General features: G+C 41.4%; 23 protein-coding genes. 15 read left to right on the forward strand and 8 right to left on the reverse strand.

What is annotated here, in order from left to right:
- Window positions 1-32: 32 nt before the first annotated feature.
- Both brnQ and AAC147_RS15315 read left to right on the forward strand, forming a co-directional pair.
- Window positions 33-1,373 (forward strand): branched-chain amino acid transport system II carrier protein, encoded by a 1,341-nt coding sequence (brnQ, locus tag AAC147_RS15310; RefSeq protein ID WP_047678359.1) that lies wholly within the window; start codon window positions 33-35, stop codon window positions 1,371-1,373.
- Between the two features lie 90 nt (window positions 1,374-1,463).
- A complete protein-coding gene (locus AAC147_RS15315) occupies window positions 1,464-1,709 on the forward strand; it encodes a type II toxin-antitoxin system Phd/YefM family antitoxin (protein ID WP_047678361.1) in 246 nt (81 codons plus the stop codon).
- Window positions 1,710-2,096: 387 nt separating this feature from the next.
- Here the strand turns inward: AAC147_RS15315 and ggt are convergent, their stop codons facing one another.
- The 3 genes from ggt to AAC147_RS15330 form a co-directional block, all read right to left on the reverse strand.
- A complete protein-coding gene (gene ggt / locus AAC147_RS15320; RefSeq protein ID WP_047678364.1) occupies window positions 2,097-3,860 on the reverse strand; it encodes a gamma-glutamyltransferase in 1,764 nt (587 codons plus the stop codon).
- A 209-nt stretch (window positions 3,861-4,069) separates the two neighbouring features.
- Window positions 4,070-4,672 carry a peroxiredoxin C gene (locus tag AAC147_RS15325; RefSeq protein ID WP_047678367.1) on the reverse strand — a complete coding sequence of 201 codons (603 nt, stop codon included), beginning with the start codon at window positions 4,670-4,672 and terminating at the stop codon, window positions 4,070-4,072.
- 169 nt (window positions 4,673-4,841) lie between these two features.
- Window positions 4,842-5,465, reverse strand: a complete 624-nt coding sequence (locus tag AAC147_RS15330) for an acyl carrier protein phosphodiesterase (protein WP_052189343.1) — start codon at window positions 5,463-5,465, stop codon at window positions 4,842-4,844.
- Window positions 5,466-5,571: 106 nt separating this feature from the next.
- Between AAC147_RS15330 and queA the strand changes: the two genes are divergently transcribed.
- The 13 genes from queA to AAC147_RS15395 all read left to right on the forward strand — a co-directional run bounded on the left by queA (window position 5,572) and on the right by AAC147_RS15395 (window position 20,108).
- A complete protein-coding gene (gene queA / locus AAC147_RS15335) occupies window positions 5,572-6,681 on the forward strand; it encodes a tRNA preQ1(34) S-adenosylmethionine ribosyltransferase-isomerase QueA (protein WP_047678370.1) in 1,110 nt (369 codons plus the stop codon).
- A 114-nt stretch (window positions 6,682-6,795) separates the two neighbouring features.
- Entirely contained in the window at window positions 6,796-7,920 is a 1,125-nt protein-coding gene (gene tgt, locus AAC147_RS15340) for a tRNA guanosine(34) transglycosylase Tgt (protein ID WP_047678373.1), read from the forward strand.
- Window positions 7,921-8,128: 208 nt separating this feature from the next.
- Complete coding sequence (gene yajC / locus AAC147_RS15345) at window positions 8,129-8,467, forward strand: preprotein translocase subunit YajC (RefSeq protein WP_047678376.1); 339 nt, start codon at window positions 8,129-8,131, stop codon at window positions 8,465-8,467.
- 28 nt (window positions 8,468-8,495) lie between these two features.
- Entirely contained in the window at window positions 8,496-10,343 is a 1,848-nt protein-coding gene (gene secD / locus AAC147_RS15350) for a protein translocase subunit SecD (RefSeq protein ID WP_072032472.1), read from the forward strand.
- A 10-nt stretch (window positions 10,344-10,353) separates the two neighbouring features.
- The gene (secF, locus tag AAC147_RS15355) at window positions 10,354-11,322 is read left to right on the forward strand and encodes a protein translocase subunit SecF (RefSeq protein ID WP_047678379.1); all 969 of its coding nucleotides are present in this window, start codon (window positions 10,354-10,356) and stop codon (window positions 11,320-11,322) included.
- A gap of 126 nt (window positions 11,323-11,448) precedes the next feature.
- The gene (gene nrdR, locus AAC147_RS15360; RefSeq protein WP_038262912.1) at window positions 11,449-11,898 is read left to right on the forward strand and encodes a transcriptional regulator NrdR; all 450 of its coding nucleotides are present in this window, start codon (window positions 11,449-11,451) and stop codon (window positions 11,896-11,898) included.
- 11 nt (window positions 11,899-11,909) lie between these two features.
- Complete coding sequence (ribD, locus tag AAC147_RS15365; RefSeq protein WP_047678385.1) at window positions 11,910-13,043, forward strand: bifunctional diaminohydroxyphosphoribosylaminopyrimidine deaminase/5-amino-6-(5-phosphoribosylamino)uracil reductase RibD; 1,134 nt, start codon at window positions 11,910-11,912, stop codon at window positions 13,041-13,043.
- 98 nt (window positions 13,044-13,141) lie between these two features.
- Window positions 13,142-13,612 (forward strand): 6,7-dimethyl-8-ribityllumazine synthase, encoded by a 471-nt coding sequence (ribH, locus tag AAC147_RS15370; RefSeq protein WP_047678388.1) that lies wholly within the window; start codon window positions 13,142-13,144, stop codon window positions 13,610-13,612.
- Between the two features lie 29 nt (window positions 13,613-13,641).
- Window positions 13,642-14,058: a transcription antitermination factor NusB gene (gene nusB, locus AAC147_RS15375; protein ID WP_047678391.1), complete on the forward strand. Its 417-nt coding sequence runs from the start codon at window positions 13,642-13,644 to the stop codon at window positions 14,056-14,058.
- Between the two features lie 101 nt (window positions 14,059-14,159).
- Entirely contained in the window at window positions 14,160-15,206 is a 1,047-nt protein-coding gene (gene thiL, locus AAC147_RS15380; RefSeq protein ID WP_047678394.1) for a thiamine-phosphate kinase, read from the forward strand.
- Window positions 15,199-15,681 carry a phosphatidylglycerophosphatase A gene (gene pgpA / locus AAC147_RS15385; protein ID WP_047678397.1) on the forward strand — a complete coding sequence of 161 codons (483 nt, stop codon included), beginning with the start codon at window positions 15,199-15,201 and terminating at the stop codon, window positions 15,679-15,681. The genes thiL and pgpA overlap by 8 nt, the downstream gene beginning before the upstream one ends.
- A 445-nt stretch (window positions 15,682-16,126) precedes the next feature.
- Window positions 16,127-18,949, forward strand: coding sequence for an aldehyde dehydrogenase family protein (locus tag AAC147_RS15390; protein ID WP_052189345.1), 2,823 nt, complete (start codon window positions 16,127-16,129; stop codon window positions 18,947-18,949).
- Complete coding sequence (locus AAC147_RS15395; RefSeq protein ID WP_338114283.1) at window positions 18,873-20,108, forward strand: MFS transporter; 1,236 nt, start codon at window positions 18,873-18,875, stop codon at window positions 20,106-20,108. Before AAC147_RS15390 ends, AAC147_RS15395 begins: the two co-directional genes overlap by 77 nt.
- A gap of 71 nt (window positions 20,109-20,179) precedes the next feature.
- Here the strand turns inward: AAC147_RS15395 and pcp are convergent, their stop codons facing one another.
- From pcp to AAC147_RS15420, 5 genes are all read right to left on the reverse strand, one after another.
- On the reverse strand, window positions 20,180-20,827 hold the full coding sequence (gene pcp, locus AAC147_RS15400; RefSeq protein ID WP_047678400.1) for a pyroglutamyl-peptidase I: 648 nt from the start codon (window positions 20,825-20,827) through the stop codon (window positions 20,180-20,182).
- 65 nt (window positions 20,828-20,892) lie between these two features.
- On the reverse strand, window positions 20,893-21,912 hold the full coding sequence (locus AAC147_RS15405; protein WP_187649749.1) for a DUF979 domain-containing protein: 1,020 nt from the start codon (window positions 21,910-21,912) through the stop codon (window positions 20,893-20,895).
- Entirely contained in the window at window positions 21,909-22,652 is a 744-nt protein-coding gene (locus AAC147_RS15410; RefSeq protein ID WP_047678404.1) for a DUF969 domain-containing protein, read from the reverse strand. The genes AAC147_RS15405 and AAC147_RS15410 overlap by 4 nt, the downstream gene beginning before the upstream one ends.
- Window positions 22,653-23,022: 370 nt before the next feature.
- A complete protein-coding gene (locus AAC147_RS15415) occupies window positions 23,023-23,703 on the reverse strand; it encodes a helix-turn-helix transcriptional regulator (RefSeq protein ID WP_047678406.1) in 681 nt (226 codons plus the stop codon).
- 34 nt (window positions 23,704-23,737) lie between these two features.
- Window positions 23,738-24,418: a PAS domain-containing protein gene (locus tag AAC147_RS15420; protein WP_047678409.1), complete on the reverse strand. Its 681-nt coding sequence runs from the start codon at window positions 24,416-24,418 to the stop codon at window positions 23,738-23,740.
- Window positions 24,419-24,567: the final 149 nt, after the last annotated feature.

Genomic DNA, 24,567 nt, shown 5'->3' on the forward strand with positions numbered 1-24,567 from the left:
TCATATTTAACAATAATTTATTATCAATCACTATGGCATATCGTTTATCATCTAAAGATATTTTGGCATTAGGTTTTATGACCTTTGCCTTGTTTGTTGGAGCGGGAAATATTATTTTTCCGCCTATGGTTGGTTTGCAGGCGGGTGAGCATGTTTGGATTGCTGCTGCTGGTTTCTTGATTACTGCGGTAGGCCTACCAGTCATCACCGTTATTGCTCTGGCGAAAGCAGGGGGCGGAATTGAAACGTTGAGTTCTCCTATCGGTAAAATGGCGGGCTTAGTACTGGCGACTGTCTGTTATCTGGCTGTTGGGCCGCTGTTTGCAACACCAAGAACTGCAACGGTTTCTTTTGAAGTGGGTATTGCGCCGCTGACAGGAGACGGTAAGCTTCCGCTTTTTATTTATAGCGTCATCTATTTCCTGCTGGTGATCCTCATTGCACTTTATCCGGGGAGATTACTGGATAATATCGGACGTATACTGGCTCCTGTCAAAATGCTGGCGCTGGCTATCCTGGGTATTGCGACATTATTGTGGCCTGCTGGTAGCCCTATCCCTGCCTCTAATACTTATCAGGAAATCCCATTCTCAAATGGTTTTGTGAATGGATATTTAACTATGGATACACTGGGGGCAATGGTATTCGGCATTGTTATCGTTAATGCTGCGCGTTCCAGAGGAGTGGAGTCTTCTATATTGTTGACCCGTTACGCTATGTATGCGGGTTTGATTGCAGGGCTTTGTCTGACTCTGGTTTACCTCTCTTTGTTCAAATTGGGGGAGGCGAGTGGAACGTTAATACCAACAGCTAAAAATGGTGCAGAGATCCTGCATGTTTATGTTCAGAATACCTTTGGAAATTATGGGAGCTTCTTACTGGCGGTATTGATTTTCCTTGCCTGTATAGGAACAGCAGTCGGTTTGACCTGTGCTTGTGCTGAGTTTTTCAGCCGTTATCTGCCGCTCTCTTATCGTTCTCTAGTTCTGAGCCTGGGGTTGTTCTCTATGCTGGTTTCTAATTTGGGTTTGAGCCATCTGATTGCATTTTCAATTCCGGTGCTTACGGCAATTTATCCGCCTTGTATTGCATTGATATTATTGAGTTTTACAAAACGTTGGTGGAATAATTTCACCCGTATTTTGGCTCCCGCTATGCTGGTTAGCCTGGCATTTGGGATCCTGGATGCGGTTAAAGCGTCTGAGTATCTGGTTCACTTATTACCAACATGGGCAGAATATTTGCCATTGGCAGAGCAAGGGCTGGCATGGTTAATGCCGACTCTGTTGTCTGTCATGGTGTTTGCTATTTACGATCGCGCCGTAGGCTCGACAAAAATCCCAAAGCATGAAGTTCAACAGGAGCAGCTTTGACAGTCGATAAATCCATAAATTGGTCTAGCCTAATTGGCTAGATTAATAAAAACAAATATGCTCAAAATGTGTACATCATGAAGTGATGTTATGGGAAAAGTTAACATCTACAATGCGAAAACCAACCTGTCCAAAATTGTTCAGAAAGTTGCTCGCACTGGAGAACCCGTGGTGATCGCCAAAGATGGTCATGCACTGGTTAAAGTCGTCGCATACAGAGAAGAGAAGCCTAAGCGAAAATTAGGTTTCCTGAAAGGCAAAGGTAGTATTCCCGCTAATTTTGACGATATGAACAGCGCAGAACTTATTGATATGTTCGAAGGAAAATATTCTTAATGGAAGTGCTGTTAGATACCAACATCTTGTTGTTTATGGCATATGAACCGGAAAAACTGAAAACTGATATTATTGATCTTCTGGAAGATACTGGCAAAACCCTTTGTTTTAGTGCGGCGTCTATATGGGAGGTAATCATTAAAAGCAAGTTGATAGATTTTGTCAGTGATTACATTACCGTAATCCCTAACAGATAGCCAAAATGAGTACGAATCATTTGGCTATTTAAATTGGTCGCAATCTGATTGAAGTTCATTTGTTATTTTAGGGGCGTTCATTGCCCCTAAAATAATTTATTGTTTAGCTGTTCTTATTTATACCCGTCGTCTTTCAAGTTACATCTTTGTTGGCTGCATCTTGAAATCCATAAGATATAGTTGCTAATCATTAGTAGCCAATAGCTGCGCCAGCAGGTCGGCGTACATCATTGGCACCATAGATATATCCTTCGCGAACTTTGCCTGAGACGAAGGAATCATTGCCTGATGAATTGGCTGGAGAAACACCAGCAGCACCCGGTAAACCTATCATGATTAATTCAGTTGCGCCCCATGGAGTCTGCTCTACCATTTTGTACCCCATTTTTTTCAGTAAATTTAAGGTGTCTTTCGAAAGGCCACGTTGTTCATAATAGACTTCATCTGGCAGCCATTGATGATGAATGCGCGGACTGTTAACTGCTTCTTGCGGGGGCATACCAAACTCAATGATATTCAAAACAGCCTGTAAGGTGATAGAGATAATCCTTGAACCACCCGGAGAACCCAGGACCAGAAAAATTTTATTATCTTTAGTCACGAGTGTCGGACTCATGGATGATAGTGGGCGCTTACCAGGGGCGATGGAGTTGGTTGCTCCTTGAACTAATCCATACATATTCTTTTCCCCAACCTTAGTGGTAAAGTCATCCATTTCATCGTTCAGGAAAAAGCCAGTACCAGGGGCGATGACAACAGCACCAAAGCGCCCATTAATGGTATAGGTTGTTGATACTGCGTTACCATCTTTATCTACGACAGAATAGTGGGTTGTTTCTGGTTTTTCGTGTGGGCCAATACCCGGTTGAACCTGTTTTGACGGAGTTGCTTTGTTTGGCTGTATCTCTTTTCTGATAGATTCTGCATAGCTTTTACTTAATAGACGATCAAGCGGATTTTTGATAAACGCAGGATCACCAAGGTAAGTATTTCTGTCTATGTAGGCGTGGCGCATGGCTTCCGTCAATGTATGGATATAGGCGGCAGAGTTGAATCCCATGGATTTGAGATCGTAACCTTCGACAATGTTCAGTATTTCGCACAGTGTGACGCCACCGGAGCTGGGAGGAGGGGAAGAGATAAATTTATATCCGCGATAGCTACAGGTGACTGGTGTGGTTTCGGTGATAGTGTAATTGACAAAATCAGTCGCTGTAATGATCCCTCCAGATTTCTTTGAGGTTTCCTCAATGATTTGTGGAATTTTACCGTGATAAAAGGCATCTGGCCCTTGTTTGGCAATCATCTCCAGCGTGTTGGCTAAATCAGTTTGAACCAGTCTGTCTCCTGGCTGGAAAGGCGTTCCATCTTTGCGCAGGAAGATGCGGGCAGTTTCTGGATCTTGAGCAAAGCGTTTGACAGTGGTGTCCATAATATCCGTATCACCACGGGTCAGGATATAACCTTCACGTGCCAGCTTGATTGCCGGTGCCATGACTTGCTCCCGGGTTAACGTACCGTATTTTTGCAGTGCGGTATCCAGTCCCATAACTGTGCCGGGCACACCGATGGCTTTATAACCATATAAGCTGGCACCTTTAATAACATTACCTTCTTTATCCAGATACATATTGGCACTGGCAGCCGCTGGTGCTGTTTCACGAAAATTAATGAAAGTATCTGTACCATCTGCCAGATGGATGGTCATAAAACCCCCTCCACCGATATTCCCGCAGCAGGGATTGACCACAGCTTCTGCATAGCCCACAGCAACCGCAGCATCAATAGCATTGCCCCCCATTTTGAGGATATCAATACCAACTTGTGATGCCAGATGTTGTGCACTGACTACCATGCCTTGTTTGGCTTCAACAGCAAGTTCGGTAGCAGCATAAAGAGTAGAGGATACGAATAACGAGATAGCGATGAGCGGGATTTTCCATGTCTTGAGCATTTTTGCTCCTTATCTTCGGGTTGTTGAATAAAAGCCCTAGAAAATTATAAGGTTTTTGTTAATTATTTGTGATGTTACCTTATAGAAAACCTGGGATTTTGGGAAGGTGAATTTTTGGGCGTCTGTCAAAAAAACCAGCCGATAGTACGGCTGGTTTGAAGGCTCCGTTAACAATGTGAAGCTATTAACGGATTGAATACTGACGGAGATTACAGTTTGTCAGCATTTTTGGTCAGGTACTTAGCTACGCCTTCTGGGGAAGCGCCCATACCTTCTTGACCTTTGGCCCACTGTGCAGGACAAACTTCGCCGTGTTCTTCGTGGAATTGCAGTGCATCAACCATACGCAGCATTTCGTCAATGTTTCGGCCCAGTGGCAGATCGTTAACAACCTGATGACGAACAACCCCATTTTTATCGATCAGGAAAGAGCCACGTAAAGCAACACCCGCTTCTGGGTGCTCAATACCGTATGCTTTCATGATGTCACGTTTGATGTCAGCAACCATTGGGTATTTGACTTCGCCGATACCGCCTTCGTTGATTGGGGTCTTGCGCCATGCGTTGTGAACGAATTCAGAGTCGAAAGAAACACCGATAACTTCAAAACCGCGTTTTTGGAATTCTTCATAACGGTGATCGAAAGCAATCAGCTCTGAAGGACAAACGAAAGTGAAGTCCATTGGCCAGAAGAAGATAACGGCTGGACGACCATTCAGATGTTTTTTCAGGTTGAAGTTATCAACGATCTCACCGTTACCGAGAACCGCAGCAGCTGTAAAGTCAGGGGCTTGGCGGGTTACTAAAACCATAATTGACTCCTGTGATTTTAAAAAATTCTACCCTTAGGTATTTGTGGAAACGGGCTACAGCATAAGGAATTAGGTTATAGCAATAAAGGATAAAATACCAATTGATATAATAGGTATTACCTATTAATAATCTATTTTTAATTCCTTTTCGCTTTGCAATAAGATAAAGCTATTTGGTAAAAGTGCAAGGTTCCGGAGAAATTTTCTGTTCCAGTAAGCGCTTTTCTGCGGCTAAGACCATCATTTGAGGGTAAAACTGCCAAAATAGTGTCTCAAAATCAGAGTAATGATTTTCAACATCTTGGTACGATCCCGCCAGTGCTGATAATTTCGGTCGTCTCCTTGCCATACTTTGCAGGACATTAGCAATACATGTCAGATCAGCGTAACGGATCAACAAATTTTGTGACCAGAGATATTGGTTCAATTCCTGAAATTTTTCAGGAGTGGAACCGAGATGGGGCTTTATTTGGTGGTGGGCAAGGTGAACAAATTCCGGTAAAGAGTAATTTTTTTCAAGTTTATTCCAGTGTCGGGATAAAAAATGATCCCAGGTGATATCAAGAGTTATAGGTGCTACACGCCGATATTCACTACGGAATAACGTTCGGGCTTCAATGACCAAAGGATGATTATCTGTCAGGCTGTCTATTCTGCGGTGCAGACGAATACCCGATACAATATCGGCGCTGAATAAGCCTTCTGGGGAACCACGGACAAAATCTGCCATTAAATTACCCAGTAAAGAGCTTTCGGATAATGCTGCCAAATGCAGATGTGCGAGAAAATTCATGGGGAAGAGTATAGCGTAAATAGTGAAACTAATATGCTTCTTTCTTGCACCATTGTCTGTGCAGCACTAGACTAGTCCGTCTGTTTTTTTGAATGATACAGATAAAATGCGTGTCGCTGATTTTACATTTGAACTGCCAGAAGAGCTAATTGCTCATTATCCCCAATCACAGCGCAGTGGCTGCCGCTTGCTCTCCCTTAACGGGGAAACAGGTGAGCTGACACACGGCATTTTTACTGATGTGCTGGATAAATTGGACGCGGGAGATTTGTTAGTTTTCAATAATACCCGAGTTATTCCTGCTCGCTTGTTTGGTCGTAAGGCAACAGGTGGCAAATTGGAAGTTTTAGTAGAAAGGATGTTGGATAACAAGCGAGTACTTGCTCACGTTCGTGCATCTAAAGCACCAAAAGAAGGTGCAGAGTTGATCCTTGGTGAGGATAAAGCACTTGGTGAGAATGCCTTTGGGGCAAATAACGGCATTAAAGCGACAATGTTGGCACGCCACGATGCGTTATTTGAAATTCGTTTTGATGACGAACGGGATGTACTGACCATTTTAGATGAAATCGGTCATATGCCGTTACCGCCTTACATTGCTCGCCCTGATGAAGAGGCCGATCGGGAATTATATCAAACGGTATACAATGAACGTCCGGGCGCGGTTGCTGCACCAACCGCCGGGTTGCACTTTGATGAGCCACTTTTGACTGCCTTGCGTGAAAAAGGCATAGAAATGGCTTTTGTCACCCTGCATGTGGGGGCAGGAACTTTTCAACCTGTACGTGTAGAGGCAATCGAAGATCATGTTATGCACGCCGAATATGCAGAAGTACCGCAGAACGTTGTTGATGCTGTACTGGCGTGCAAAGCGCGTGGCAATAAAGTGGTGGCAGTGGGAACAACGTCAGTTCGTTCGTTGGAAAGTGCAGCCCGTGTTTATCGGGATGGTCTTATTGCTCCATTTTTCGATGATACCCAAATCTTTATCTACCCAGGATTTGAATATCAGGTTGTTGATGCACTGATTACTAATTTCCATTTACCGGAATCTACATTAATTATGCTGGTTTCTGCATTTGCGGGTTATAAAAATACCATGGATGCCTACAAAGCAGCGGTAGCTGAGAAATATCGTTTCTTTAGTTATGGTGATGCGATGTTTATTAATCGTAATTCTCTGGCTGCAAAAGAGCGATGGCCTCAAAAGAAATAAACTATGGCTTCAAAAAAATAGTAGCAAAAGAAAAAATTTCGTCACTCCAGCTCCGCTGGTTTGAATAATTTTTAAATATCACATCAGACTGTTTTTCTGATGTCTGGAGGTTAAGTGAAATTTGAGTTACAAAAGATGGATGGGCACGCCCGCCGTGGCCGCCTGATTTTTGATCGGGGCGTAGTGGAAACACCAGCGTTTATGCCTGTGGGAACTTACGGCACAGTCAAAGGCATGACACCGGAAGAGGTTAAAGAGACGGGAGCTCAAATCCTGTTGGGAAATACTTTCCATTTATGGTTACGTCCTGGCCAGGAAATCATGAAGCTGCATGGCGATCTGCATGATTTTATGCAGTGGCAAGGCCCGATCCTGACTGATTCTGGCGGTTTTCAGGTTTTCAGTCTTGGGGCAATGCGTAAAATCAAGGAAGAAGGCGTGCATTTCCGCAATCCTATCAATGGAACGCCCGTTTTCCTCAGCCCGGAAAAATCGATGGAAATTCAATATGATCTGGGTTCCGATATCGTCATGATTTTTGATGAATGTACACCATACCCTGCGGATTGGGATTATGCCAAACGCTCTATGGAAATGTCATTGCGCTGGGCAGCACGCAGTCGCCAGCGTTTTGATGAGCTAGGCAATAAAAATGCGTTGTTTGGTATCATTCAGGGCAGTGTTTATGAAGACTTGCGTGATGTTTCTATCAAAGGGTTGGTGGAAATTGGCTTTGACGGTTACGCGGTGGGTGGTTTAGCTGTGGGTGAGCCAAAAGAAGACATGCATCGCATTTTAGAACATGTTTGCCCGCAAATTCCACAAGATAAGCCACGCTATTTGATGGGAGTTGGTAAACCAGAAGATTTGGTTGAAGGTGTTCGTCGCGGTATTGATATGTTTGACTGCGTTATGCCAACTCGTAATGCCCGAAATGGTCATCTTTTTGTGACAGAAGGTGTGATCAAGATCCGCAATGCGAAACATAAAGAAGATACATCTCCATTAGATGAACATTGTGATTGCTATACTTGCCGAAATTATAGCCGTGCGTATCTGCATCATCTTGATCGCTGTAACGAAATTCTTGGTGCAAGGCTGAATACAATACATAATCTAAGGTATTATCAACGCTTGATGGCCGGGATCCGTAAAGCCATTGAAGAGGGCAAACTGGAACAGTTTGTTGAAGAGTTTTATCAGCGGATCGGTAAACCCGTTCCACCGTTAAATGTATAATTTGGCGTGACTAACCAGCCTCAATGTGTGTAGCATATTGGGCTGGTTTTTGATCGAGCCATTATCGATTTTCGATGGCAAATTTTTCGAGAACCATTTTTTCGCAAACCATTTTTCGGAAACCACTTTTTGAAACTTGTTTTTGGAAACTATTTTTTAAAATACATGCTTCGCAAATGATGTTTTCGATAACAATGAGGGATATTTGATGAGTTTTTTTATTTCTGAAGCTGCGGCAGCTGCTGGTGCGCCAGCGCAAGCTCAGGGAAACCCATATTCTCTGATTATCATGCTGGTTGTTTTCGGTTTGATTTTCTATTTCATGATTCTGCGTCCGCAACAAAAACGCACCAAAGAACATAAAAAACTGATGGATTCCATCTCCAAAGGAGATGAAGTACTGACTTCTGGGGGTTTGGTTGGTCGTGTCTCTAAGGTGTCTGAAACTGGCTACATCGTAATTGCCCTGAATGACACCACAGAAATAACTGTCAAACGTGATTTCGTCGCTGCCATTTTGCCGAAAGGTACAATGAAAGCTATTTAATTTTCCGATTTTCCCGAAGGGAACTGCCGTGTTGAACCGTTATCCTTTGTGGAAGTATCTGATGCTGATCGCTGCGATCCTCATCGGTCTGCTTTACGCACTTCCCAACCTTTATGGTGAGGATCCGGCTGTGCAAATCACTGGTGCGCGAGGTATCGCCGCCAGTGAAAAAACGCTGGACCAGGTCCGTAATGTTTTAGATAAAGAACAGATCAAGAGCAAATCCATTGCACTGGAAAATGGGGCAATTCTTGCTCGTTTCAATAGCCAGGATATTCAGCTCCGTGCTCGTGAAGCTTTAGTTTCTGCATTGGGTGAACAGTATGTTGTGGCATTAAATCTTGCGCCTGCGACCCCAATCTGGCTAAACACAATTGGCGCTGAGCCGATGAAGTTAGGCTTAGACCTGCGCGGAGGGGTCCACTTCCTGATGGAAGTGGATATGGACACTGCCATGAGTAAACTTCAGGAACAGAATATTGATAGTCTGCGTTCTGAACTGCGCGACCAAGGCATTGCTTATTCCACTATCCGCAAGGCGGAGAATTACGGTGTAGAAATTCGTTTCCGTGATAATGATGCCCGCTCTAAAGCAGAAAGCTATCTTGTACCCCGCCATCGCGACCTGGTGTTTTCGACAGGCGCTAACAGTACCTTGAAAGCGGTCATGAGTGATGAACGTTTGCGTGAAGCTCGTTCCTATGCTGTACAGCAGAACATCACTATCCTGCGTAACCGTGTTAACCAACTGGGTGTTGCTGAACCTTTGGTACAACGTCAAGGTGCTGACCGTATTGTCGTTGAATTACCGGGCATTCAGGATACTGCCCGTGCGAAGGAAATTCTTGGGGCAACTGCAACGCTGGAATTCCGTTTGGTAAATACCAACGTTGACCAAAGCGCTGTTGCATCAGGCCGTATTCCGGGTGATTCAGAACTGAAATATACCCGTGATGGTAGTCCTGCTGTGCTGTACAAGCGTGTTATCTTGACCGGTGATCATATTACTGATTCAACATCGGGAACTGATGAGAACGGGTATCCTCAGGTTAATATCTCACTGGACAGTGCCGGTGGTACTGCGATGTCTAACTTCACCAAAGATAACCTACAGAAGCCTATGGCAACGCTGTTTGTGGAGTACAAAGACAGCGGTAAGAAAGACGCTAATGGCCGGGCAATTCTGGCTAAGCACGAAGAAGTTATCAACATCGCAACTATTCAGTCCCGTTTGGGTAATAATTTCCGTATTACCGGGATTAATAACCCGAATGAAGCGCGCCAATTGGCATTATTGCTGCGTGCAGGTGCTCTGATTGCGCCAATCCAGATTGTGGAAGAGCGCACAATTGGGCCAACTCTTGGTATGCAGAATATTGAGCAAGGGCTTGAAGCTTGTTTGTGGGGATTGATTTCTTCTGTATTGTTCATGGTGATTTACTATCGTAAATTTGGCTTGATAGCGAGTAGTGCGCTGTTGGCAAACTTGGTCTTGATCGTCGGGATTATGTCCTTGTTACCGGGGGCGACACTGACGATGCCGGGTATTGCAGGTATCGTATTGACTTTGGCTGTTGCGGTGGATGCGAACGTTTTGATAAACGAACGAATCAAAGAAGAATTGCGTAACGGGCGGAGCATACAGCAAGCTATCCATGAAGGTTATAAGGGGGCATTTTCCAGTATCATTGATGCCAACCTGACGACGCTGATTACCGCCATTATCTTGTATGCAGTAGGAACGGGTTCTATCAAAGGGTTTGCGATCACAACCAGCATCGGTGTAGCGACGTCAATGTTCACTGCCATTATAGGAACACGCGCAATCGTGAACTTATTATATGGTGGTAAGCGTATCAATAAGCTATCAATTTAAGGAGCACGTTGTGGCACAGGATTACTCTGTTGAACAATTAAACTATGGGCGTAAAGTCATCGACTTTATGCGCTGGGACAACGTTGCCTTTACTGTTTCATTTCTGCTGTTGGTTGCTTCTATCGTAATGATAGCAACTCGCGGGTTTAACTGGGGGCTTGATTTTACCGGAGGTACGGTAATTGAGATTAACCTGAGTAAACCGGCTGATCTGGATAAAATGCGTGAGAGCCTGACGAAAAATGGTTTTGCAGATCCACTTCTGCAAAACTTTGGCAGCAGCCGTGACGTCATGGTTCGTATGCCGCCAGTGACGGGTAATGCCGGTCAGGAGCTAGGCAATAAAATTATCTCGGTCATCAACGCAGAGATTGATAAAGATGCGGTTGTTAAGCGAGTTGAATTTGTTGGCCCAAGTGTAGGAAGCGAGTTAGCGCAAACCGGGGCAATGGCGCTATTGGTGGCACTGATCTGTATCCTGATTTATGTTGGATTTCGCTTCGAATGGCGTCTGGCGTTAGGGGCTGTTATTGCGCTTGCTCATGACGTTATCATTACATTAGGTATATTGTCGTTATTCCACATTGAAATTGACCTGACTATCGTGGCATCGTTGATGTCCGTTATCGGTTATTCATTGAACGATAGTATTGTTGTCTCGGATCGTATTCGTGAGAACTTCCGCAAGATACGTCGTGGTACGTCATATGAAATCGTAAACGTTTCTCTGACTCAGACTCTGAGCCGTACGATTATGACTTCAGCAACAACATTACTGGTGGTGCTGATGCTTTATATCTTCGGTGGCGAAATGCTGAAAGGCTTTTCACTGGCGATGTTAATCGGAGTTTCCATCGGTACAGCATCTTCTATCTATGTTGCATCTGCACTGGCACTGAAACTCGGTATGAAGCGCGAACATATTGTTGTGCAGAAAGTGGAGAAAGAAGGAGCAGATCAACCTTCCATTCTTCCTTAATCATTTTTTCTGTGATGACATAGTTTGTCTTGTTCAAACACCCTGTGAGTACTTACTGACAGGGTGTTTTTCATTATCACTTCAAGGTAAACTGTCTATCTGTTCGGTTAACTGTCAGGAAACAATATGCATTGCCCATTTTGCGCAGCCGTTGATACTAAAGTTATTGATTCCCGTTTGGTAGGAGATGGCTCACAAGTGCGCCGCCGCCGTCAGTGTCTCGAATGTCATGAACGATTCACCACGTTTGAAATTGCAGAACTGGTAATGCCAAGAGTTATAAAAAGTGATGATATGCGGGAGCCTTTCGACGAAGAAAAATTGCGTCGTGGCATGCAGAAGGCACTGGAAAAGCGCCCTGTCAGCTCTGATGATGTGGAAATGGCGATTAGCCACATTAAGTCACAGGTCCGGGCTACGGGAGAGCGTGAAATTCCGTCTAAAATGATCGGCAATTTTGTGATGGATGCGCTGAAAAAACTCGATAAAGTGGCTTATATCCGTTTCGCATCTGTTTACCGTAGTTTTGAAGACATTCGGGAATTTGGTGAAGAGATCGCCAGACTACAAGATTAAAGGCCATCACTATGACTCTTGATGAAACTTATATGTCCCGGGCGCTGGAACTGGCGTATCAGGGGCGTTTTACGACATCCCCGAACCCGAACGTGGGTTGTGTCATTGTCAAAGATGACCAAATAATAGGGGAAGGTTTTCATTTACGTGCGGGTGAACCTCACGCAGAAGTTCATGCTCTTCACATGGCTGGTGACAAGGCAAAAGGTGCAACGGCCTATGTTACCCTTGAGCCATGCAGCCACCATGGTAAAACTCCTCCTTGTGCTGATGCTTTGATTGCCGCAGGTATAAGTCGTGTTGTGGTGGCTATGCAGGATCCTAATCCACAAGTTGCAGGACGTGGTTTATATAAATTGCAGCAGGCAGGTATTGCGGTTGAACATGGTTTAATGATGGAACAGGCCGAAATACTGAATAAAGGATTTCTCAAGCGTATGCGCACCGGATTTCCTTATCTGCAATTAAAACTGGGAGCCTCATTGGATGGGCGTACTGCATTGGCATCGGGTGAAAGTAAGTGGATTACTTCATCGGAAGCACGGCAGGATGTACAGAAATTGCGGGCACAGTGCAGTGCTATCCTGAGTTCCAGCGCGACGGTGTTAGCAGATGATCCTTCACTGACGGTTCGCTGGAATGAACTGGATGCAGAAACTCAGTCTGTTTATCCTCAAGAACTTTTGCGTCAACCGATCCGTATTATTGTGGATAGTCAAAACCGTGTGATGCCACACCATCAAGTTGTTCAGCCATCAGGGCAATGTTGGTTAGTGCACACTGACTCGGCAGATTCTGATAAAGATGAACAGTGCTGGCCTGAAGATATTGAGCGAGTTGTTGAAAGGATAATGTTGCCGGCACACGGCGCTGGTGTTGATTTAGTTCTGCTGATGATGCAGCTTGGTAAACGTCAGATAAATTCGGTCTGGGCTGAATGTGGGCCAACGCTGGCAGGTGCTTTGTTGTCTTTGGGCTTGGTGGATGAGCTGATCCTCTATATCGCTCCCAAAGTATTGGGGAGCAGCGCCCGTGGGTTGTTTGCTATCCCTGAACTACAAAAATTATCGGATGCGCCAGAATTTACGTTGCTGGATGTACAACAGGTTGGGCCTGATGTGCGTCTTCGTTTACGACCGTGCTAAGTGCTCTGATTTAACTTTGAACATAAATCAAGACGCAGAGAAAAAGAATGTGATAAGATCCGCGCCCCTGCGGATGTTAATAAGATATAAGGAAGGCTATGAACATAATCAAAGGTGTTGTTGCAGCTCCTGAAGCACGCATTGCGATTGCGATTGCCCGCTTTAACAACTTCATTAATGACAGCCTGCTGGAAGGGGCCGTGGATGCGCTGGAACGCATCGGTCAGGTTTCTTCAGACAATATCACCGTAGTATGGGTTCCGGGAGCTTATGAGCTGCCGTTGACAGTTAAGGCACTGGCTGAATCCGAAAAGTATGATGCGGTTATTGCTTTGGGTACTGTTATCCGTGGCGGTACGGCTCACTTCGAATATGTTGCCGGTGAGTGTAGCTCTGGCTTGTCCAGTGTGGCAATGTCCAGCGACATTCCTGTCACGTTTGGTGTTCTGACAACCGAAAATATTGAACAGGCGATTGAACGTGCGGGTACTAAAGCGGGCAATAAAGGAGCAGAAGCTGCCTTGACTGCATTGGAAATGATTAATGTAATTAAAGCCATCAAGGCTTAAGTTTTTTAGTTTTAATTAAGGGGAATTTTGTGAAACCTGCTGCTCGTCGTCGTGCTCGTGAGTGTGCTGTTCAGGCAATTTATTCATGGCAATTATCCAAAAACAGCATCGCTGATGTTGAATTGCAGTTTCTGTCAGAGCAGGATGTAACCGGTGTTGATGTCACCTATTTCCGTGAATTATTGTCTGGGGTCGCGGTGAATGCTGCAAAATTGGATGCCTTGATGGCTCCGTATCTTTCCCGCCAGCTTGAAGAGTTAGGTCAGGTGGAAAAAGCCATCTTGCGCGTTGCGATGTTTGAACTAAGCTTTCGTGATGATGTTCCCTACAAAGTGGCTATTAATGAAGGTATCGAATTGGCAAAAACATTTGGTGCCGAAGATAGTCATAAATTCGTGAATGGGGTATTGGACAAAGCTGGCCCGGTAGCACGTAAAAAAAAGTGATTGCTTGCCAATAGCCCCTATTATAACTCGATGATTTTAAACATAAGGCCGGTTTCCCCGGCCTTATGTACACATCGTCAGTCACTTTTTGGAATTCTATTATGGCATGTGGTGAATTTGACCTCATTGCACGTTATTTCAATCGCCATGTTATCCGCCGACGTGATGTGAATCTAGGGATTGGTGATGATTGTGCGCTGATGACCGTTGCAGAAAAGCAAGAGCTGGCAGTGACAACAGATACGTTGGTTTCTGGTATTCATTTTCTTCCTGATATTGCACCGGAAGATCTGGCGTATAAGGCTCTGGCTGTCAATATCAGCGATTTGGCTGCGGTAGGAGCAGATCCTGCCTGGGCATCGTTGGCGCTGACTTTGCCGGCTATCAATGAGGATTGGTTAAAGCGGTTTAGTGATAGTCTGTTTGAACAACTGAACTATTACGGAATGCAGTTAATTGGTGGAGATACGACCAAAGGTCCGATGAGTTTGACTCTGACTGTACATGGTCTGGTTCCGGCTGGCAGAGCATTACGTCGTACCGGTGCCAAAAACGGTGATTGGATTTATGTGACAGGAACTTTGGGTGATAGTGCAGCAGGGCTTGCCTTATTGCAGGATCGCCTGACAATCGAAGAGACAGCCGTCCAAAACTGGCTTCTCAAGCGTCATCTCCGTCCACAGCCTCGGGTTTTGCAGGGGCAGGCATTGCGTGATTTAGCCTCTTCTGCTATCGATTTATCCGATGGCTTGATTTCCGATCTGAACCATATTCTGACTGCCAGCCAATGTGGTGCGCGTATTAATCTGGATGCACTGCCTTATTCTGAGGCGATGCAGAAATATGTCCCGCCACAGCAGGCATTAAGTTTGGCATTAAGCGGTGGAGAAGATTACGAGTTGTGCTTTACTGTGCCTGAACTGAACCGTGGTGCATTAAATATGGCTTTGGCACATACAGGAGCCAGTTTCTGCTGTATCGGGCAGATCAGACCAGAATCAGAAGGTATTCGCTACTTTAATCATAATGAAGAGATCGAGCTAGATCTGAAAGGATTCGACCATTTTAAAACCGAGAAAAAGCCGGTAGAAGATTGCCAAGCATCTGAGCGTGAAAAGAATGACCAAACGGAGGGAACTCATGGATGATGCAAAACGCCGTTTGAGGATGAGTAATCCGTGGCACTTGCTGGCTACCGGATTCGGCAGTGGTTTATCGTCGGTTATTCCGGGCACTATGGGCTCAGTCGCTGCTATCCCATTTTGGTTATTGTTAGTACAGTTACCTCAATGGGGGATCTGGCTGGCTATTCTGTTCGGCACAATTATTGGCTGTGTTATTTGTCAGAAAGCAGCCGATGCTATGCAGGTTGAAGATCCGGGGTGTGTGGTCTGGGATGAATTCATCGGAATGTGGATCACATTAATGGCGATCCCTGTCCTCAACTGGCAATGGGTTTTAGTGGCTTTTGTGATATTCCGCATTTTCGATATGTGGAAACCGTGGCCGATTCGCTGGTTTGACCGTTACGTCAAAGGTGGGGTTGGTATTATGCTGGATGATATTATCGCAGCGATTTTTGCCGTGATTGTTATCTGGTTGCTGAATTTTTATCAACTATGACCTTTCTGAACCTTCCATTTTTAGTGTAGTGATAACTAATTGATTAGCCACTGTGTGCAGTGGCTAATTTACTTCTAACATTTGTCTTATTCTTTAGTTGAAGGATGTTAGGAATTATCAATTCTGTTAAATATAATTTGTTGTTATTTTATTTCTTAGAAATTATTTCTTAAATCTTTTTATGTTCTTAATTTTCATTCGAATCAGGTTATCAAAAAATAAACTATCTTATAAAATAACAATAATAAAAGACAAATAACTCGTTGACTTCAAAAATCATAGGCGTATTATTTTTTTCAGTTGAATCCAAACCACAACAACCTTATTAAATTTTGTTATATTTATTTTCATCGAAAATGGTTTGATAATGAAATAATCATATTTTTAATCTAATTTATATCCGTTGCAAAAAATATATAATCATTCGTATAGGAGTTGATTATTTATGAAATGGTATGTTACGGAAGCATCAGAAATACATGATACAATTCCCTACGGAAAGGAAATCAATATTGGTGCTGGATTTGGTCCAACAGGAATTCCTCATATAGGAACACTTTGTGAAATAATTCGTACCAATTTAGTAAAAAAAGAACTCAACAAATTGGGTAGAAAAGTTAATTTTTATCTTATTTCAGACGATTTTGACCCGTTCAGAAAAATACCAACTAATGTACCTAATTCAGAAAAGTTAAAAAGTTATTTAGGTCTGCCAGTAAATAAAGTTCCAGACCCATTCGGCGTATACTCTTCATTCTCAGAGATGGCGGAAAAACGATTATTGGAATTTGTCAAAGAGTATGATATAGATTGCAATATAATAAATAATTCTCTGGCTTATAGTAATGGAGACTATAACGATACAATTAAAGTGTTTCTGAGAAATTTTTCAATTATCAATCAGATATGCAAAGGGTCTACAGGTTATTTAAGGCAGAGAACATATAACATCATAATGCCTATTTCTGAAAAAACAGGGAAAGTACTTGAGCATATTGTCATAACAAATGTAAATCCAGATGATGGAGAGATAACCTATTATATACCTTCAGAAGAAATAGTGAATAAACCTGGGTATGAATATGGTGTAGAACTTCGAGAGCTTTATCAGGATGAAATATTAGATCAAGAGCAAACAATTTCAATATTAAATGGCAAATCTAAACTCCAATGGAAAGCTGACTGGAGCATGCGTTTGTTGCATAGAAATATTCATTTTGAAATGCATGGAGAAGACCTGACAGGTTCAGCAGTTGTTGCTCGTCAGATTTTCAGTGCATTACATAAACCTACTCCACGTTTTTACAAATATGGACTTTTTCTTGACTCTTCTGGGGAAAAAATATCTAAATCAAAAGGTAATGGCTTCTCTCTGAGTGATGTCAGAAATCTCCTTACACAAGACGCCATTCAAATTTATTTATCAAAAGATCCTAAAAAAGCCACTAGATTTTATATAGAACAGTTTCCTGGATTGAATGATCAAGTAAATATTTTGAGCAAAAATAAAAAACGCTTATCTTTTTTAAAGATATCCAGGATATTAAAAGCATCAAAGCCAACCAGCCTTGCATCAGCAAGAAAATTTCTTGATTTATATAAAAGAGATGGGGAAATTATATCGGAAAATGAACTAACAATTAGCTATAATTATTACTTAAAAACCAATAAAAATGATAACAGAGGGTTAACAACAAACAAAGAGAAGCAGTATTTTTCTGTTATCACAGAGTCGATAAAATCAGGAAAATACTTTTGTAAGGAAGATATAATAAAACTTATATTTGATACCTACGAAAATCATTTCCCAGAAAAGGATAAACCACAAATATGGAATTTACTTTATAGGGGATTATTTGGTGATATCTGTGGCCCAAGAATAAAGACATGGATAGCAGTAAATGATATAAAAGAAATAATTGAATGTTTTGATAATCCACAAAAAATAAAAAAAGAAAATGAAACAAAAGAAAGTGGTGCGATAAAAACAGAATCATCTATTGTAAGAAATTTGTATAAGGATGAAAAACCATATATGACAAAATTATTCGGTGAAATTAATTTTCATCAAATTAGGGAAAAATGTAATGTTTTATCTCATGAGTTGAAAAAACAGACAAGCTCCCTAATTGACGCTTTTTCTGAATACCAATGTAAAATCGTCACTGAAGATGAGATTTATCGCGCAGTAGATCTTTTAGAAAATATTGAAAAAAACGAAAAATTTTTTCAAAAGAAAGTCTACGGCATTACATCATTTCTTCCTCTGAACCAACCAATTTATGCTTCTGTGTGTTTTGGTTTTATACCTTCTCTTATGGCTGAAAATATTTGTATTCGTCCACCTACAGCGATGCATCCCCATTATAAAAAATTTGAAAAGGTTATTGATCTATCGAAAATATCTGAATCATTTTCAGTTTCCTATGAAGATAAAGAGTTATTTTTAAGTAAAAGAGTAAAAATAACCGATGCTGTTATTTTTACCGGTACACCAGAGAATGCAATTAAAGTTCGCAAACACTTTAGAAAAAACACATTGTTTATCTTAAATGGGGCAGGACATAATCCTCTTATTGTATCAAAGGATGCGGATATAGATTTAGCTATCGAAAGTGCCAAACGAGTTGTGCTCTATAATCAAGGGCAAGATTGTGCCGGTCCCAATTCTATATTGGTACACAATGATATATATAATGTGTTTAAGGATAAATTAATTTTTAGTTTGAAAGGAATTGAAGATAAAGTAGGTCCTTATTCTGATTATGAAAATATAGTAGGCCCTAACAGTGATATTGATCACAGTATAAAGATTGCATCAATATTTAAAATGAACAGAAGTTATTGTACCTATGGTGGAGAAATAAATCCTATAAATGGTATGATAAAACCGACTGTATTTGAAAAACCTCTCGTTTTAGGCGGTAATTACAAAGAGTTTTTTGCTCCTGTTTTCTTTTTGCAAAGATATCAGCTAGATCAAGAATTAATAGATTATTTTTCTCATCCAAGTTACTCTGCTAATGCTATGTACATTTCTTTATTTGGTACAAGCGATTATATTAACTATGAATTAAGCAAAAAGTTACACTTACCGGATAGTATTCTCCATAATACTGATTTACATTTGGAGGAACATGGTTATCTTCCATATGGTGGACAAGGACCCGCTGCATCATGCCTTTGGTATGATGGTAATAGAATTAATGGAAGTACATTGCCGCAAAGGGATATATATCAGTATTTGGTTGAACCGTACAACAGGTAAAAAAGTAAAAATGACTGCCAGCATTAATAAATCATATATGGTATCCATTATATTGGGAGCATCTCTCGTAGGATTAGCAATGGGATATACATTGCCAATGGTCAGTTTAAAGCTGGCAGGACAAAATCACGCTTCAACGACTTTGGGTATAGTGTCAGCATTACCTGCGGTGGGAATGCTGATTTCTTCTATGATTATTCCAATATTGACTCGTTTATTTAAATTAAATAATTTATTGATTTTTGTTTTATTATTACTTGCCGTTTCTACTTTATTTTCCACTTACATAAACCAAGTATATTATCTTGCTATTCCCCGATTCTTGATGGGGTTTGCTTGTGGTATCATTGTGGTGGTTGGAGAATCCTGGATCAGCGATAATGCTAGTGATAACTATAAAGGAACATTGATGGGATTATACACTTCAGTATTTACCGGATGTCAATTACTGGGGCCATTATTGATTTCTATCGTTGGTATTATCTCACTTATTCCTGCAACATTACTGAGCTTATTCTCCATTGTTTGTATTGTAATTATTTTAATAAATCCTTCAGCATCCTTATCACAACAGACAGAAAAAAATCAAGAAATAAAATATTCTGCCTTGCCATTAATTATGTCTGCGCCCTGTCTTATGATTGGTGTTTTTTGTTTTTCGTTTTTTGATGCAGCGACATTATCCATGTTTCCACTATATGGTTTTTCATTGGGAATTCAAGAAAAAGTCACCATTACCCTGATAACAGTAATTTTTCTTGGTGATGCAATTTTTCAAGTTCCTATAGGGTGGCTTGCAGATAAAACTAATCATCAAAGGATGCATATTATTTGTGGAGTGGTTTTTATTCTTACCTTATTAGCATTACCATTTACTGTAAATTCTATATTTTTATGGCTTGATATTATCATCATGGGAGCATTCGGTGGCGGGATTTATACCTTATCATTAGTGAGAGCAGGGAAAAAATATTCAGGCCAGACACTAATTACTATAAATTCTCTATTTGGCATTATTTGGAGCATTGGCAGTCTTATGGGACCTTTAATGACGGGTATTTCAATGGATATATTTAACGAAAAAGGGTTTATTATTGTCCTTGTTCTGGTCGGATTAATGTTTATATCTTCACACTTGATCCCTAAAAAGTCTGTATAGCTTATAAGCCTCAAGGTGCAGCCAATCAAAGCTGCAGCTTGAAATAGAGGGCATACAACGTAGTGGCAAACTTAATGAGTTGTACCACCTGCCACAACAATATCCGATTTATTTTTCCAGGCTATCTCAATAGCTATTTTCAATGCGATAGTCATTGTTTCCAGAGACATACTTGGCATCTCTGTATGCTCTGCTGCTTGTTGCGGTAAATAAGGAACATGGATAAATCCTCCACGAACAGCAGGGTATTTATGTGACAGATAATGTAATAAGCCATACATCACATGGTTACAGACAAAAGTACCGGCTGTTTGAGAGACAGAAGCTGGAATACCTGCTGCCTTCAGTTTATTGACCATTGCTTTGATAGGGAGGCTGGAGAAATAAGCCGCAGGGCCTCCGGTAATAACCGGGGTATCAATTGGCTGTTTACCTGTATTATCAGCAATTCTGGCATCGTTGATATTGATTGCAACCCGCTCTACGCTGATATTTGGCCTGCCTCCTGCCAGCCCAACGGAAATCACCATTTCCGGCTGATGTTTATCAATGGCGGCGTAAAGCTGTTCCAGTGAAGTATCAAAAATACAGGAGAGTTGTTGAGTTTCAATATTTGCATCGGCAACTTGGTTGCCTTGCAGTGGTTTTATTGCTTCCCATGAAGGATTGATGATTTCGTTCCCAAAAGGCTCAAAACCAGTGATTAAAATTGTTTTCATAGCTGTTTCCTGTCGTTATTTTATAAAGTATGTATTTATAACTAATGTGTTTATCACTGATTTTTTTATATGAACATCAGAAAATAGAGTAAAAATACATTGGTAATCAGCAAGATACATCCCGTAGGAATTTGCGCCTTAATAACGGCATTTCGATCAGGTAACTCCAATAGCGCGGCAGGGACGAGATTAAAATTTGCTGCCATTGGTGTCATCAACGTACCACAATAACCGGAAAACATCCCGATTGCTGCCATCACTGCCGGATTGCCTCCATGTTGCAAAATCAGAATAGGAATACCAATCCCCGCTGTCACAATGGGAAAAGCAGCAAAAGCATTTCCCATGATCATGGTCAGTAACGCCATGCAAAATACATAAGCCATTGCAGCGATAAATCGGTTATCGACAGCCAGATAACTCTCCGTCAGATGGGAAATAATCGTGCCCACTCCTGCGGCAGTAAACAGTAATCCGAGAGTTGCCAAAATTTGCGGTAAAATGAACACACAGCCGATAGAGTCCAACAATCGGCGAGTTTCTTGCATAGGCTGCATGATTTTTTCGTGGGTGATATATATGGCGATGACCAATGCGATCAGGCAGCCAAGGCTAATAGAAAACAGTGTAATCAACGTTGTATGATTACCTTCGCCGAAAATTGCTTGTTCTAATCCTGGGACATGATTGAACAGCAGAACGCTAATCATAGTGATAACGGGAATAAGCAGAGCGGGTAAAAATAAGCGATTGCCAAGACGATCTGCACTTTCCTGCCGCTGTTTTGGTGTAGACTGGTGGTAATTACCTAAATGTACTCCCCCAAATCCAGCTAGCAAAGCCATTACAACCACCAGAATTCCTACTCCGATATGAACAGTTCTTGTCGCATGAGTTTCGTCGCTGATCCAGATCTCTAACAGACGGTAGCTCCAGTCTCCCAATAGAAAAATAAAGCCATAAAGTCCCCAAAACAGACCAGTAGTCAAGCGACGGGGATTGGCTTTATCGCGCCAGGACATCACAGTAATAATAAGTAAAATAATACCCGCTAAATAATAGAGATACTGTAATTGAAGCATTATCTTGCCTCCTTACTGGCCTGCTTTATCGGGTTTAAAGGTGCATGATTCAGGGAAGCAATTTCTTTGGCCAGCCGATTATCAAGGCGATATAGCCTAGTTGAATGGATTAAAAAAGCACAAATAGCGGTCGGAATGCCCCACATGGCGATATGCAGAGGTTCAGTCTGGATGCCTGCAGAGTTCAGCATAAAATTGTGCATAAAGATAATGGCACCGAATGCGACAAAGATATCTTCACCGAAAAATAATCCCGTATTATCCGTTGCAGCGGACATAGCACGGATCCGGTAACGGACATGGTCAGGCAAATCACCGTATTGATTCTCGGCAGCTCCTTCTGCCATAGGTGCCAACAGTGGACGAACCATTTGTGGATGCCCGCCCAGACTGGTTAATCCCAGAGCAGCAGAGGTTTCACGTATAAATAAATAGATGATCAATAGACGTCCTGTGGTGGCGCTCTTGATATGGGCAATTGTACGTTGGGCTTGTTCTTTTAACCCATGTCTTTCCAGCAGGCCAATGATAACTAAGGGCAGTAAAATAGTCAGAGATAGATTCAGTGTATTAAGAAACCCAGAGCCGAGTTTTTCCAGAATATCGAGGATTGGCATCCCGGCGGCTAACCCAGTAACCAGCCCTGCAATTGTTACAATCAAGACAGGATTAAGCCTCAGAATAAAACCGACTATGATGACTGCGATCCCGATTAAGGGCCAGAAATTGACAGTGTACTGCATCGTTTACTTCCCCTTTGGATAAATGAAGTGTTGTTCTATTGTTGGTTTAAATCGCATAAATTGTTGTCTTATCGTTTTAAATTGTTGAACAATAAATAGGTTGCGATCAAAGAATGATCAATGCAAATTTGCATCAGATTGCAAAAATGGAATGCAGATCACTTGTTGGTTGAAAAATAGTTTATTTAATGGCGCTATTTTGCTAGCTGGCAAGAGGTAAAGCGTCTGGTTGGCAGAAAAGATCCTAAATAGCAGAAGAAATATATTCTTTATAAAAATATTTGGGGGGGGATAACGGTAATCCTCGCTAAGATTAATATCCGTGACATTACACGGACATTCTGTTGTGAGTATTGCCATTATTTGAAATTCAAATGAAAATACGGCTTTCAGGTTGTAAAAACCTTTCAGGTACATAGAGATCGAAGTTATTTAATCGACAGTATTCTTCCAATTGTTGAGCGGAGCTAACACCAACTTTTCTATATATTTGTGCTGTATAGTTTTCAACAGTACGATAGGAGATATTTAATATTCTACCAATTTGTTTACTAGTATATTTATGCAAAGAGAGAAAAATGACATCCCATTCCCGTTGAGTAAATAAATGAGTAGGTGGCTGAAACATGATAGAAGCAGGGAGCTTCCCGTGGTATAAGCGGGTTAATGAATAATCTTGGGCTTTCCATAAGTGGTATATAATTCCTATACAGTCACCATTTTCATGATAAATAGGTGATTTTTCACAGAAGTAAGACGATAATGTTTTCGTTTCTCCCCAAATATGGGTTTCGAGTGAAACATATGATTTTTCTTCAGCCATTACTTTCTGGTCATGGTGAATGTATGCTTCTGCAAATTCAGCACCATCCCAGGGAAGTTCGTCATCATAAAGCCCTTCAAAATCAAATGAATCAGAAAATCCTTTAATCGCATTCAATGCTTTGTTACCATAAATAAAACATGAGTTTTTGTCTTTTATTCCCCAGGGATCGTTACTTGCTGCTAGTGTATTAATTATTTGCGGTGAAATGATGGACTTCTTACCCATATCAATATTCCTTTTTTATGCTTGAATAATATGCTCAACTTAATCCTATGCTACCAATAGTGATGTGTCTTTCAGGAATATAGTGTTCAAGATTCTGTTCTTTAAAAAATTCTTTCAGATTTACATGTCTTGAAAGATTAAATTTTTGATAAATGGACAGTATGTAATTAATAACATCTTCCGTTGTTATGTTTAATTCTTTGCCGATTCTATTTTCATCCAGAGAACGTAAAAGTAGAAATAGAATCTCCCATTCAGTTTGTGTCAGTATATTATTGGGAGGCACGAATTCTAATGTTTTTGGTGTGATTTTATCGTAATAATAAGAAGCAGAAAAGTTGTGGATTTTGTATAAATGAAAAGTGATACCAATACAATTACCTTTGTCATCATAAAGTGGATATTTATCACAAAGATACGATTGTTTAATTTTGTCTTTTCCGAATAAATGAGTTTCCATTGTAGTTACGCGTTGCATCGTTTGCATAACCTTTTTATCCTGATAATGGAATTCCTTTTCATATTCTGCAATGGGTGAAGGTAATTCGCTTACATTAAGCCCTGTAATGTTAAAATCTTTAGGTAGATTGAGTAGTTGATAAAAGGCAGAATTGGCGTAGATAAAATTTGATTGGAAGTCTTTAGCTCCCCAGGGATCAATGCTTTTTTCCCACATATGAATTAATTGCGGAGTGATATTATTTTGTTTTTTCATATTTTATAGGCTAACTATTTAATAGTTATAGCAGTATGTTAATTGATTTTTTGATGATGGCTTTAATGGTTTAACTGCATGATATAGAACAATAATTAGCTAGTCAAAACCTATACATTTATTAATTTTACGCGATGCTCGACTTTTAT

The organism is Xenorhabdus sp. NBAII XenSa04, from assembly GCF_963866145.1.
GTDB classification, from domain to species: domain Bacteria; phylum Pseudomonadota; class Gammaproteobacteria; order Enterobacterales; family Enterobacteriaceae; genus Xenorhabdus; species Xenorhabdus indica.

Coding starts and splice junctions, on each gene's coding strand:
- brnQ (WP_047678359.1), top strand. CDS start 33: ATGGCATATCGTTTATCATCTAAAGATATTTTGGCATTAGGTTTTATG.
- AAC147_RS15315 (WP_047678361.1), top strand. CDS start 1,464: ATGGGAAAAGTTAACATCTACAATGCGAAAACCAACCTGTCCAAAATT.
- ggt (WP_047678364.1), bottom strand. CDS start 3,860: ATGCTCAAGACATGGAAAATCCCGCTCATCGCTATCTCGTTATTCGTA.
- AAC147_RS15325 (WP_047678367.1), bottom strand. CDS start 4,672: ATGGTTTTAGTAACCCGCCAAGCCCCTGACTTTACAGCTGCTGCGGTT.
- AAC147_RS15330 (WP_052189343.1), bottom strand. CDS start 5,465: ATGAATTTTCTCGCACATCTGCATTTGGCAGCATTATCCGAAAGCTCT.
- queA (WP_047678370.1), top strand. CDS start 5,572: ATGCGTGTCGCTGATTTTACATTTGAACTGCCAGAAGAGCTAATTGCT.
- yajC (WP_047678376.1), top strand. CDS start 8,129: ATGAGTTTTTTTATTTCTGAAGCTGCGGCAGCTGCTGGTGCGCCAGCG.
- nrdR (WP_038262912.1), top strand. CDS start 11,449: ATGCATTGCCCATTTTGCGCAGCCGTTGATACTAAAGTTATTGATTCC.
- ribD (WP_047678385.1), top strand. CDS start 11,910: ATGACTCTTGATGAAACTTATATGTCCCGGGCGCTGGAACTGGCGTAT.
- ribH (WP_047678388.1), top strand. CDS start 13,142: ATGAACATAATCAAAGGTGTTGTTGCAGCTCCTGAAGCACGCATTGCG.
- thiL (WP_047678394.1), top strand. CDS start 14,160: ATGGCATGTGGTGAATTTGACCTCATTGCACGTTATTTCAATCGCCAT.
- pgpA (WP_047678397.1), top strand. CDS start 15,199: ATGGATGATGCAAAACGCCGTTTGAGGATGAGTAATCCGTGGCACTTG.
- AAC147_RS15390 (WP_052189345.1), top strand. CDS start 16,127: ATGAAATGGTATGTTACGGAAGCATCAGAAATACATGATACAATTCCC.
- AAC147_RS15395 (WP_338114283.1), top strand. CDS start 18,873: ATGGTAATAGAATTAATGGAAGTACATTGCCGCAAAGGGATATATATC.
- pcp (WP_047678400.1), bottom strand. CDS start 20,827: ATGAAAACAATTTTAATCACTGGTTTTGAGCCTTTTGGGAACGAAATC.
- AAC147_RS15410 (WP_047678404.1), bottom strand. CDS start 22,652: ATGCAGTACACTGTCAATTTCTGGCCCTTAATCGGGATCGCAGTCATC.
- AAC147_RS15415 (WP_047678406.1), bottom strand. CDS start 23,703: ATGGGTAAGAAGTCCATCATTTCACCGCAAATAATTAATACACTAGCA.
- AAC147_RS15420 (WP_047678409.1), bottom strand. CDS start 24,418: ATGAAAAAACAAAATAATATCACTCCGCAATTAATTCATATGTGGGAA.